We start from the raw sequence: 10,853 nt of genomic DNA, 5'->3' as shown, positions 1-10,853 counted from the left end.
TCCAATCTGCGAAACCCAAAGCCGTAAGGGCAGAGCCTTTGGCGGTGCAATCAGAAGACGACGAAAGCCCCGCGCCTGCGCTGGAAGCCGGCGCTCGCCCGATTGCGCGGCTGAAAATTGATCTTGCGCCCAGCAAGCCGCTTGCCATCCCCAGCACAGAAGGTCGCGCCGTTATCGAGCAGCAGGCGAAAGACCAGCCCGCGATGGAGCCTTCGTCTGGCCGCCCGCTTGAGCCCGATTTGCCACCGCTTGCTGCCGGTGATCGCGATGCCGATCAGCGCCAGCCCCACGGACCAAAGGCGCCTCAAAGCCTGCCATCTGCGCCGACAGCTTTAGACCCTGTTCAGACCAGCCCGCTACGGCCCGCAGCCGTTGCCGTTTCGACCGCGCCATTGCTTGCGCAGCTGCGTCAAACCCTTGACACCCGCGATGCAGTCTGGCGCGAACGTTTGGTCGATCAGGTCGTGGGCGGCACAAAAGATCGCGCGCAAAGCATCACCGTTATGCTGCGGCCCAAATCCTTGGGCGATATGCAGCTTCAGATCGAGATTGGCGCTTCCGATACCGCTGTGCGCATTGTCACCGAAACGGCTTCGGCCGCGCGGCTGATGCTGGCGAACGAAGATTTGCTGTCGCAGCTGATGGATCAATCCGGTGTCCGCTTGGCAAGCCTGACGGCGCAAACCGTTGGCCAAGCTGGCTTTGGCAACCAATCCTTGGCGCAAAATTCGGGCGGGCAGGGTGGGCGTGATAGCGCGGCTCTGCGCAAAGAACGGGTCCGCAATGCAGAGGCGGGCGGAGCGAAACAAGCGCCGTCTGTCACGCGCGGTGATACTTCAAAATCTAGCATCAATCTGATGGCTTAAGCAGCGGAGAATAACATGGCAGATAAGGCCGCAGAAGAAGAGCCAAAGAAAAAGGGCAAGTTGATTAAGATCGTCGGCTTTGGCATTGGCGGGCTGATGCTCGTTGGCGTCGGGCTCGGGGGCGGCTATGTGCTGTTTGGCATGTCGTCGCCAACGCCGTCAGAGGAAATCGATCTGATTATCGAGCGCAAATTGCAGGAATCTGGGCAATTGCCAAAACCCGAGGACGCAACCGCAGAAGATGCCGCTCCGGCACGCCAAACCAAACCCGTCGAGGCCGCACCAACTTTTGTGACCAGCTATTATGAATTCCCCTCCGAGTTTACCACGAACTTGAATGGGTCGAGAAAGTTTCTGCAAATTGGTATCGGCGTTTCGACGCAATACGATGCAACGGTGGTGGCTAATGTCGAGACACATCAATTGGCATTGCGCTCGGAAATTCTGGGTACAATTTCAGAATTCACCGAAGAAGATGTGGCCGGAAAATCTGGACGCGATCGTCTTGCGGCAGCCTTGCGCGACGCAATAAATGCCCGGCTGACCGTATTGGAAAACTTTGGTGGTGTTGAAGATGTCTATTTCACCTCCTTTGTTCTTCAATAGGGTGCAGTGATGGCGGCAACGCGTAAACTGACCCCCGAAGAGGTCGAAGCGCTGATTGAAGGATTGGGCGGCAGTCCTTCCGGCAGCAGTAGCTTTCTAAGCGCCTCGGATCCCGAAGTGAGACCCTTTATGTTTGGGTCTGATGATTTGTCCCTTTTGGGAGATTATCACGCTTTAAGGATGATAAACGAACGCTTTTGCCGCATGGCGCGTTCGGTGTTTTTACCATTTTTGCGCATTCAGCCCCGCATTTCATCATTTCCGCCCGAGGTGAAAACCTTTGACGCCTATGTGCAAGACAGTGAAACCTTTGTTTCCCTGACGACGTCGCGCATGGAGGAATTGCGCGGCAGTCAGCTTATGGTGATGCAGCCTGGGTTTATTTCCCTGCTGACAGAAAGCTATTATGGCGGTTCGACGGTCCAGGCGATGAAACGCTATCAAGGCGAATTCACTGCAACCGAGCAGCGCGTGATTGAAATCATTACCGAGGGTTTGACCAAAGTCATGCAAACGGCATGGCGCGATCTTTTATCGGTTACCATCGCCGTGCAGGGGCGCGAAGAAAATATTCAATTCGCAAGCTTCGTCGATGGCTCTGATACGGTCATCATTTGCTCTTTTGTGGTGCAATTGCCAAGAAGTGAACCGGCGCAGTTTGATGTGATTTATCCACTGCAAACGCTAAAGCCGATTGCCTCGCAATTGCGCAGCCGTGTGCAATCTGACTTCGTGCAAGATGATATGAGCTGGCGCCAGAAGCTTGAACAAGCGATCCTGAATATTCCGCTGATGCTGACTGCCGAAATCGCAAAACCCACGACCTCGTTGCGAAGCCTGATTCATTTGCAAGAGGGCGATGTTTACCCGATGCAATTGCATGACGGTATTCGTGTAAAAGTGGAAGACCGCCCAATTTTTGAGGCCCAATTGGGGCAGGTTGGCACCCAATCCGCCCTCAATCTAACCCGCCGCATCCGCAAAGAAGAGAGCTAAGGAAAGCCCATGGCCGATATTGACGACAACATCGAAAGAGATGCCCCGAAAGCCGACCGCGCCGGAATTGAGAACCTGCGCGTTTTGGAAAACATTGAAGTGCAAATGACCGTTGAGGTTGGGCGCGCTAAAATAACAATTCGTGATCTTTTGCGGTTGAATGAGGGATCTGTTATCGAATTAGATCGGCTTGCAGGTGATCCTTTGGATATCCTCATTAACGGCACAATGATTGCCAAGGGCGAAGTTGTGATGGTTGGAGAACGTTTTGGTATTCGTTTTGGTGAAATCGTAGAGCCAGAAAAAAGAATGCAAAGTCTCTGAGTGTCGATCGGTTGACACTGTCAGAACATAATAACTGTTTCCCATTGAAAATCAGAAGCTTGGCATTTTAGCGCCACAGTTGGCATGGGTATTGCTTATATCGCTGCAAGCAAGTGTGGGGGTGTTCATGCCATTGGTAGAGACGGGTCAGATTGCGACCGTTTTTGGGTTTTTGGGTGTCTTATTCGGCGCTCAATATATACTGCGCCGCAATAGGTTAGCCTTGCGGGCGCGATTGGCACCCAAGGGCCGCATGCAGCTGATTGAGACGCTTGGCTTGGGCACAGGAGAGCGTTTGCTCTTGGTGTCTGTTGATGGCAAAGATTGCCTTCTGCATTCTGCCCGAAATGGATCATCACTCGTCCTTTTGAATAAGTCAGCGGAGCCAGAATAATGCGTAGCCTCATCATTTTGTCATTCGTTTTTTGCCTAATTTCAACACCCTCGCTCTCTGCAGATCCGTTCAGCCTTTCTGCATTAAGCTCAAGCACTGATGCTGCGGGCAATACGACATATTCGCTTTCGCTACAGATACTTGTCCTCATGTCGGCAATTACAGTTTTACCGTCGCTCGTGCTTGGTATGACTGCCTTTACCCGTATCATCATCGTCCTGTCTATTTTAAGGCAAGCCCTTGGAACTCAACAAACACCACCTAACCAAGTGCTCATCGCAATTGCACTATTTTTGACAGCAACTGTAATGACACCAACATTTCAGAGGGTATATGATGAATCTGTTACTCCCTATCTGGCTGAAACGATGGGTGCTGAAGAGGCTTTAAGTATTGGTGGTGCAATCATGAAAGATTTCATGGTTATCAACACTCGTAAAGATTCTCTTATAATTTTTTCTGATTTGGCGAATAGTAAACCTTTTGCTTCAAATGCTGATATTCCCTTCTCGGTGATACTGCCTGCATTCATTACATCGGAGTTGAAAACTGCTTTCCAAATTGGATTTCTCATATTTTTGCCGTTTTTGGTTATCGACATGGTGATTTCCTCAATACTGATGTCACTGGGTATGATGATGCTTTCACCAATGTTAATTTCACTCCCTTTTAAGTTACTGCTGTTTGTTTTAGTTGATGGTTGGTCAATGATGTCCGCCTCTCTGGTTTCCACTTTCGTCACGCCTTAGGTGAAAAATGGAGTTTGATGCCAATATCGAATATCTGCGAATGGCTTTCTGGCAGATATTCCTTGCCGCTGGCCCTATTTTAGGGACTGCTCTGGTCGTCGGTCTAGTTATCGGTGTCGTTCAGGCTGCGACATCTATAAATGAACAGACGCTTTCGTTTGTACCAAAGTTGATCATCGTTCTCGGCGTCTTTGCTTTACTTTCGGGATACATTTTGACTGGTCTTACCGACTATTTTGCTTTTGTTTTTGATGAAATCCGCCATCTCCAATGACAGTCCTAAGTGCCATATCTTCCGAGGGTTTCCCTGGGCTTTCGATGCAGGGTCTTTACGATTTTACATTGCAGTTCCTGATCCTCTCGCTACGAATTGGGAGTTTTCTGATTGCAGCGCCGTTCTTTGGGTCACGAAGCGTTGTCGTTACAATTCGTATTGTTGCGACATGCGCAATCACGTTTTCACTGATGGATCGTGTCCCTGCATTAGAAATTTCTAATATGACTAACCTCATAATAATTTCGATATTTTTACAAGAAATTATAATCGGCCTTTGTGGCGGTATGGTTATGACAATCATGTTTTCGTCGGTTGCATTGGCTGGCGAGAAGATCGCCTCAACCTCGGGTCTTTCTTTTGCGACTCAGATTGACCCCAATGCTGGCGGTACCACGCCAGTTGTCTCGCAAATATTTTCGCTTTTTTTGACAACCATATTTTTGTCGCTGGATGGACACCTAACTGCTTTGGCCCTAGTGATCCAAAGTTATGAAACGTTTCCAATTGGGGCTGTTGCCAATCTTTCAGTTCTATTTGAAGCTGGTGGACTTGCAGCTGAAAATATGTTTGATTCTGCGACGACTATAATGCTTCCCATAGCCGCTGTTATGTCAATGATTAATATTGCAATTGGTATTATCACGAGATCAGCGCCAACGTTAAATCTTTTTTCTTTTGGGTTTCCGATTACACTTGTTTCAATATTTGTAATACTATTTGTGTCTGTTCCTCATCTAGCCGCAGCGTTCTCAGATCTTACAGGTCAAATGTTGCAAGCCTTGAAGTTCATATTGCAGGGGGTGGAAGGTGGCTGAGGATGATGGTCAAGAAAAAACAGAAGAACCTTCATCGCGCCGATTGGAAAAGGCCTTAGAAGATGGACAAATTCTATCGTCTAAAGAAATGTTTGTGTTCACATCTTTATTTACAGGCCTTGTTTTGCTTTTAGGGTTTGGGGTGATGATGCCAAGCCTCATTAATAAATGGCGTGGCTATTTTCGCTTTGATGCCTCAAAAGATATGGTCGATCTGATATTTCATCGCATTTCAAGTGCTGTGGCTGATTTTCTGATCCTCGCTCTCGCTGTCGCTGTGCCGATAATGGTGGTTGCTCTTGCAACACAGGCTGCTGTTGGCGGCCTTCATTTCATTCCGGCTAATCTTCAGTTTAAGGGGAATCGGATTAATCCGCTTTCAGGACTTAAAAGAATTTTTTCCACTCAGGGTCTGGTTGAATTAGCTAAAGCATTGCTCAAAGTTGGAATGCTTGGAGCCGTCTCAGCTTTTTTAGTATGGCAAATGCTTCCTGAAACCCTGATGCTTGTCCGCGCATCGCTAAGCTGGTCCATTTGGAAAATAATTCAAGATTTCAGAGTATTGGGATTTGCTGCATTAGTGATCTTGGCTGGAATAGCTGCCTTGGATTATGCTTATTCTCATCATAGCCATATGCAAAAGCTCAAGATGAGCAAGCAGGATATGAAGGATGAGCATAAAGACTCTGAGGGCTCGCCCGAGGTAAAATCGCGTATTCGTCGCTTACAGATTGAGTCCAGCCGCCGTGCTGCGCAAGCCTCAGCTGCTGTCGAGAATGTCGGCGAGGCGACTGCTATTATCACCAACCCAACACATTTTGCTGTTGCGTTAAGATACGTCCCTGGTGATGCCGGTGCGCCAAAAATCATCGCTATGGGGCGTGGAAAATTGGCTGAGAGGATCATTAAAAAGGGAGAAGAGACGGGTATTACTGTTTTCCGCAGTCCCGTCTTAGCGCGTGCGATCTTTTTCACAGGAGATATTGGACAAGAAATCTCTGATCGGCTTTATAACGCGGTCGCTACAGTATTGGCCTATGTTTATCGTCTAGATCGAGGCGAAACCGTTCCCGAGCCACTTGTTGATGTACCGAAAGACTTGATCTTTAACGAAGATGGACGCCCAACTTTTAAGGCTGAGGACTAGGAAATGAAAACGAAAAACAAAAGTAAGTCCACTGGAGAAATGATATCATCAGTTGCTTTTTTTGGCTTTTCGCTTTGGCTTTTTTTTGAGGCGCGAAGCCAGATTGGTTTTGCATCGGACTTACGGATTTGGGGGCTCTATCTTGCTGCGGCTGTTTGTTTTCTTGCCGCATTTCGCTTTGCTATTGCGGATGTAATTCGTAGTTTTTTGCAAGCGTTGCGCAAATGAATGGCCCAAGGACCTGCAAAGGCTGCCAATACTTCCGGGTTACCTATGACCGGTCCAAGCCTTGGGGTTGCGCGGCTTATGCATTCAAGTCAAAAATTATGCCCTATATCGTCGTTTTTAACTCAGTTGGCACGGATTGTGCTGCTTATCAGCAAAAGGTGCTGACGCAAGTACAAGCCCCCTCTCGGACGACTGGAGCTTTCAAATGAGCGAGACGACCACGAATGTTGAAGACAGTATTAAAATCGCCTTGGATGCGGCCGACATGGCGACCAGTGCTGCCAGTGAATTGGACAGGATCCGTAATGATAACGTTTTGGTCAGAAACGAAATGAAAAAGATATATCGTAATACAATTATTGTGCTGCTCAGTGCCTTATCAGGTTCTGCGATTTCAATTTTTGCAGCGGCAATCATCTATTATAAGACGTTGTCAGGAATGGAAACGGCGAATAATACTTCTTTAGAGGCGCTTGTGATTTTTGCCGAGAATGTCGATAAATTGACAGCTGCAACAACATCTGTTCAAGATATTTCGGGCAAACTTGGTGGACTATCGGCTGACGCTTCTAAAACAGTCGAATCTGTCGCGTCGCTTGACGAAAAATTTGGCCTTAATCAGGCCGATATAATCACTCGGGTCGAGGGTCTTCAAGAGCATATTGACGGCTCCGTTTCGCAATTTAGCCGTTCTGTGCTTGATGATGTCAGCAGTACCCTTTCAACACAGGCGGGGACCGTGGACCGAAAACTTGGCGAAATCGGTCAAACTACGGCGCAGATTATGTCCCTTCTTGGGGGGGCGACCGCAACAGGTGGCACTGTAGCTAACACGCCAGCGGGACTTACGAAATCGCAAGTTGATGAAATTATTGGCTCGCTGCAAAAGATATTGATCGCGCAAGCTACGATCACTTCAAAGCTAAATGGAATGAAGCCTTCGAATTCAAATACGAATGGAAAGATGCCTCAGATAAAGCCAGCATCTCGTCCTTCGACTGATGGCATGATAAAGTTTCCCTAGATTGTGATTGAAATGGTTGACGCGCGCTCAGTACAAAACGATCCTGTCCTTGAAACGGCACCACAATTTCTTAAATTGCAAAAATCCGGATTAGGACGTCAAGCGCGGGCTTTCCGATTAAAGCGGGGGGATGTTCTGGTTGCAATCGATGGTCATGTTTTTACTGGTGATGCAACAATGTTGCATAGTGTTTTGGGCGGCGGCGGTTCATCCGATTCAGATGATGAAGACGAAGGTGGTGTCGACGATGGCAAGACTTTACGTTATCTACTTACATTCTGGAGGGATGGTAATTTTTTCAGTCTTATTTTTGATAATGCTTTGGTTGCACGATTTGATTTCACCACGCTTGATGAAAGCATAGAGATTTTAGAAGCTTTTAAAGAGTTGAGGTTCTCTGATAAAGGCAGCTATACGAATTTCGAGGTTTTTAAAGATATTTACCGAAATGCGGGTATGCATTCGATAGAGCCAGATCCCTTGGCGACTTTAGCGCCATTTCTCTGGATGCTAAATCATCGCCTCTTTTATCCACTGCTTGGTATTAGTCTTGTTTATGCAATCACTCTGCTCACACATTGGAGTGTCTTTGTTGCTGTTTATCTCTTGGTCTGCGTGTATACGCGGCGGGCTCAGCTGAATTTGCTGCGATCTTACCAACTCTTTGAAGAAAAATATTTCTGGATGGTCTTTGCGGCAACTTCAGAGATTGACGCTCGTGAATTGGCCCGGAAATTCGATCCCGAGGTTCGGTTCAGCGGTGAAAAGGCGAGGCGGCGTAAGAAAAAATCCAATGGCGCGACGGGGCAGTCAAAGAATTCATAAGCCCTGGTCTAAAATCTTTTGCTCCTCTGTCGTTGTTGGTGCGAGAGAGGAGGGCTGTTTATGTATTGTGATCTTGTCAAGGGTTTGCCGCTTGACCTCTATTCTCAACAAGATTTTGGTAAAGGCGAGGTCGTTCTATCGCGTCATATTCAGACAGATCGGCTGCTTTTGGTTTTGACCGGTCGTCTTTACGACGCAAATCTAAAAAAATTTTATGGGGCTGGAGAGCTTTTGCAACTGGTAGACTTTTTTGCCAAGGATCATTACTGCGATCTGACTGTTGCAAAGTTTCCGTCTCGCGTCTTGTTAATTCCAAGACAAGCTGTGTGTGATTTGTTGACAAAGCAGGCGCCAATGACATGGGCCTTAGGTCGGATGGTAGCGATCGAGCGGAGCGCAGTGCCTAGGCGTGTGCTGTGAAGAGCCAATCTACGTGCCATCAGGCTATTATACGCAATGAAAAAATTGATCTGATCCATGGTGAAGTTTTATTTTTACCAGCCATGCCCATGACTGCAATATTTTTGGTCGAAAAAGGTGGGGTTTTGGTGTTTTCATCAGGTAGCGCGGAAATATCGCGGATAATTATTTCTGGTCAGGTGATTGGCTTACAAGATCTATTGTCTCATGGACATTGGAGTGGCCTTGGCGTGGCGCATGGGCCAACCAGGCTCCGCGTATTTCCTACGGACCGGTTGCGTGAAAGCATCTATGGCGCGCCGCAAGCCCATCAGGCGCTTTTGCGTGCTTTGGCGGGCGTTTAAATCACGCCGGACAGGGCTGCGTGGCGTTTGCGTTCAAAGGAAGATGGAATGCTGAGCTTTTCGCGATATTTAGCGACTGTTCGCCGGGCAATTCTGATTCCGTCTCGGCCTAAAATCTTGACGAGAGCATCATCCGAGAGTGGGTTTTCGACGGCTTCACCGTCGATCATTTTCTTCAGCTTATAGCGAATGGCAGATGCTGCTTCGCCGTCTTCATTCCCGTCTGAGGAAATGGCGGCCGAAAAGAAATCTTTTAAACGGAATGTTCCTTGGGGAGTTGCCATCATAAGATTAGCTGTCACACGGCTGACTGTCGATTCATGCATTAAAATCTCTTCGGCCACATCTCTCAGGATCAGGGGTTTAAGAAAGGCCACGCCTCGCTCAAAAAAGTCTTGTTGCTGGCGAACAATGGCCACACCGACACGAAGGGTGGTGTCATTGCGCTGCGCTATGGCGCGGTCAAGCCAACGCGCGCTTGAAATCCGTTCGGCGACAAAATTATGGGTAGGGGTATCTCGCTTGCCCGCGGCCAGCATTTGTTTTGCATAGCCTTTGCGCACGCGGATTGCTGGCAAGGTCGATTGATTCAATTCAACCAACCATCCATCTGAACTGCGCCGCACGATGAGGTCAGGTGGCTGGATTGGATTTGACGTTTCAGAAAATCCTGCGCCTGGTTTTGGGTCAAGCGCGCGCAATTGTCGCAACATTTCTGACAATCGCTCGGGTGTAGCATGGGTCAATTTACGCAATTTTTTCAAATCACCCTCTGCAAGGATCGATAGATTGTCGAGCATCACGCTAAAATCAGGCTTTAAGATGCCACGATCTCTTGCTTGAAGCCGCAAACACTCTCGCAGATTGCGTGCGAAAAGTCCCGCGGGCTCGATTTCTTGCAGGCGGATTAAAACACGTTCGATTTGCTTTTCATCGACCATCAGTCGGGCCGCAATAGTCGCAACGGTTTGGCCAAGCCACCCAGAGGGTTCCAGTGTTTCAATAAGCATATGCGCGATTATTCTATCTTTGTCTGTAAGGCCAAGCTGAAGCATCTCTGCCGTCACATGCGCATATAGCGAGGGTGCATCTGCCGCCAACAAACTAAGCGGGTCAAAGTTTTCGTCGTCGCGGGGGCCCAGTTTTGTGCCCCTGCCAACATCCATCGCACCGGTTTCAAATTGATTGTCATAGTCGCTGTCCCGAATTGGGCCATCTGCCGCGATTTCGCCCTTTGCCATGTCGATCTTTTCAACAGCCGCGGGCAACTCTGTCAAAGTTTCAGCGGCGGGTTCGCAATCAAGAAAAGGATTTTCTTCAGATTGGCTTTCGAGATAGGCCCCCAATTCAATATTTGTCATGGTTAGCAGGCTTATCGCCTGCTGTAATTGAGCCGTTATGACGACTGATTGCTTCTGTCGAAGCTGATTTGCACCTGTCAGTTTCATGGAAACCCCCGTACCCATGCCCTAAAACTGACAGTTGTTGTTAACATTTCAAAGTTTTCTGTTTGACAGACTTCTGTCGGTTATTTGACGCATTAACTATCTGTTAACTATGTTTAATTTCATCCAGTCTTAGTGACTTATCCTATGTGACAAAATACCGTCACTCTATTCGCGGCGCTGAGATCCTTCAGGACGATATTTCCAAGCCTTTGACCTTGCCCGAGTCACTTTTCGGAAAAACTTCACCCAGTTCCCCTAAACATCTATGAATTGCGCCGTTTACCTTTTTGAGCGTCGGAAGAGGCGCGGCGAGAGTGATCGAAACGGGTTATCCTCATATCTTGGAAAGGGCTGAGAAATGGCACTGCAAATCAACACGAACGTGGGCGC

14 protein-coding genes are annotated in these 10,853 nt (G+C 48.2%); 13 read left to right on the top strand and 1 reads right to left on the bottom strand.

The annotated features are described in order from the left end of the window. From V7Q10_RS14200 to V7Q10_RS14140, 13 genes are all read left to right on the top strand, one after another. A partial coding sequence (locus V7Q10_RS14200; protein ID WP_333869787.1) for a flagellar hook-length control protein FliK occupies nucleotides 1-866 on the top strand: 866 nt, incomplete at its 5' end. 15 nt (nucleotides 867-881) lie between these two features. Continuing rightward, on the top strand, nucleotides 882-1,472 hold the full coding sequence (locus V7Q10_RS14195) for a flagellar basal body-associated FliL family protein (RefSeq protein WP_333869786.1): 591 nt from the start codon (nucleotides 882-884) through the stop codon (nucleotides 1,470-1,472). 9 nt (nucleotides 1,473-1,481) lie between these two features. Further along, nucleotides 1,482-2,468, top strand: coding sequence for a flagellar motor switch protein FliM (fliM, locus tag V7Q10_RS14190; protein ID WP_333869785.1), 987 nt, complete (start codon nucleotides 1,482-1,484; stop codon nucleotides 2,466-2,468). Between the two features lie 9 nt (nucleotides 2,469-2,477). Continuing rightward, nucleotides 2,478-2,792 (top strand): flagellar motor switch protein FliN, encoded by a 315-nt coding sequence (gene fliN, locus V7Q10_RS14185; RefSeq protein ID WP_333869784.1) that lies wholly within the window; start codon nucleotides 2,478-2,480, stop codon nucleotides 2,790-2,792. A gap of 393 nt (nucleotides 2,793-3,185) precedes the next feature. Further along, on the top strand, nucleotides 3,186-3,935 hold the full coding sequence (gene fliP, locus V7Q10_RS14180; protein WP_333869783.1) for a flagellar type III secretion system pore protein FliP: 750 nt from the start codon (nucleotides 3,186-3,188) through the stop codon (nucleotides 3,933-3,935). 7 nt (nucleotides 3,936-3,942) lie between these two features. After that, a complete protein-coding gene (gene fliQ / locus V7Q10_RS14175; RefSeq protein ID WP_333869782.1) occupies nucleotides 3,943-4,209 on the top strand; it encodes a flagellar biosynthesis protein FliQ in 267 nt (88 codons plus the stop codon). Between the two features lie 44 nt (nucleotides 4,210-4,253). Next, the gene (gene fliR / locus V7Q10_RS14170) at nucleotides 4,254-5,027 is read left to right on the top strand and encodes a flagellar biosynthetic protein FliR (protein WP_333869781.1); all 774 of its coding nucleotides are present in this window, start codon (nucleotides 4,254-4,256) and stop codon (nucleotides 5,025-5,027) included. Continuing rightward, entirely contained in the window at nucleotides 5,020-6,174 is a 1,155-nt protein-coding gene (locus V7Q10_RS14165) for an EscU/YscU/HrcU family type III secretion system export apparatus switch protein (RefSeq protein ID WP_333869780.1), read from the top strand. Before fliR ends, V7Q10_RS14165 begins: the two co-directional genes overlap by 8 nt. A 3-nt stretch (nucleotides 6,175-6,177) precedes the next feature. Then, nucleotides 6,178-6,402: a hypothetical protein gene (locus V7Q10_RS14160; protein ID WP_333869779.1), complete on the top strand. Its 225-nt coding sequence runs from the start codon at nucleotides 6,178-6,180 to the stop codon at nucleotides 6,400-6,402. A gap of 205 nt (nucleotides 6,403-6,607) precedes the next feature. Continuing rightward, nucleotides 6,608-7,426 (top strand): hypothetical protein, encoded by an 819-nt coding sequence (locus V7Q10_RS14155; protein ID WP_333869778.1) that lies wholly within the window; start codon nucleotides 6,608-6,610, stop codon nucleotides 7,424-7,426. A gap of 12 nt (nucleotides 7,427-7,438) precedes the next feature. Continuing rightward, on the top strand, nucleotides 7,439-8,251 hold the full coding sequence (locus V7Q10_RS14150; protein WP_333869777.1) for a hypothetical protein: 813 nt from the start codon (nucleotides 7,439-7,441) through the stop codon (nucleotides 8,249-8,251). Nucleotides 8,252-8,311: 60 nt separating this feature from the next. Beyond that, nucleotides 8,312-8,671, top strand: a complete 360-nt coding sequence (locus V7Q10_RS14145; RefSeq protein WP_333869776.1) for a hypothetical protein — start codon at nucleotides 8,312-8,314, stop codon at nucleotides 8,669-8,671. After that, nucleotides 8,668-9,015 (top strand): hypothetical protein, encoded by a 348-nt coding sequence (locus tag V7Q10_RS14140; RefSeq protein WP_333869775.1) that lies wholly within the window; start codon nucleotides 8,668-8,670, stop codon nucleotides 9,013-9,015. The genes V7Q10_RS14145 and V7Q10_RS14140 overlap by 4 nt, the downstream gene beginning before the upstream one ends. Here V7Q10_RS14140 and rpoN read toward each other — a convergent pair. Further along, on the bottom strand, nucleotides 9,012-10,463 hold the full coding sequence (gene rpoN, locus V7Q10_RS14135; RefSeq protein WP_333869774.1) for an RNA polymerase factor sigma-54: 1,452 nt from the start codon (nucleotides 10,461-10,463) through the stop codon (nucleotides 9,012-9,014). The two genes, V7Q10_RS14140 and rpoN, sit on opposite strands and share 4 nt — an antisense overlap. Nucleotides 10,464-10,853 lie beyond the last annotated feature (390 nt).

This window comes from Cypionkella sp., from assembly GCF_036782355.1.
Taxonomy (GTDB): domain Bacteria; phylum Pseudomonadota; class Alphaproteobacteria; order Rhodobacterales; family Rhodobacteraceae; genus Cypionkella.
This window is presented reverse-complemented; position numbering and strand designations above follow the sequence as displayed.

What these genes read in the sequence shown, in the direction of transcription:
- V7Q10_RS14195 (WP_333869786.1), top strand. Translation starts at nt 882, where the DNA reads ATGGCAGATAAGGCCGCAGAAGAAGAGCCAAAGAAAAAGGGCAAGTTG.
- fliM (WP_333869785.1), top strand. Translation starts at nt 1,482, where the DNA reads ATGGCGGCAACGCGTAAACTGACCCCCGAAGAGGTCGAAGCGCTGATT.
- fliN (WP_333869784.1), top strand. Translation starts at nt 2,478, where the DNA reads ATGGCCGATATTGACGACAACATCGAAAGAGATGCCCCGAAAGCCGAC.
- fliP (WP_333869783.1), top strand. Translation starts at nt 3,186, where the DNA reads ATGCGTAGCCTCATCATTTTGTCATTCGTTTTTTGCCTAATTTCAACA.
- fliQ (WP_333869782.1), top strand. Translation starts at nt 3,943, where the DNA reads ATGGAGTTTGATGCCAATATCGAATATCTGCGAATGGCTTTCTGGCAG.
- fliR (WP_333869781.1), top strand. Translation starts at nt 4,254, where the DNA reads ATGCAGGGTCTTTACGATTTTACATTGCAGTTCCTGATCCTCTCGCTA.
- V7Q10_RS14160 (WP_333869779.1), top strand. Translation starts at nt 6,178, where the DNA reads ATGAAAACGAAAAACAAAAGTAAGTCCACTGGAGAAATGATATCATCA.
- V7Q10_RS14155 (WP_333869778.1), top strand. Translation starts at nt 6,608, where the DNA reads ATGAGCGAGACGACCACGAATGTTGAAGACAGTATTAAAATCGCCTTG.
- V7Q10_RS14150 (WP_333869777.1), top strand. Translation starts at nt 7,439, where the DNA reads ATGGTTGACGCGCGCTCAGTACAAAACGATCCTGTCCTTGAAACGGCA.
- V7Q10_RS14145 (WP_333869776.1), top strand. Translation starts at nt 8,312, where the DNA reads ATGTATTGTGATCTTGTCAAGGGTTTGCCGCTTGACCTCTATTCTCAA.
- rpoN (WP_333869774.1), bottom strand. Translation starts at nt 10,463, where the DNA reads ATGAAACTGACAGGTGCAAATCAGCTTCGACAGAAGCAATCAGTCGTC.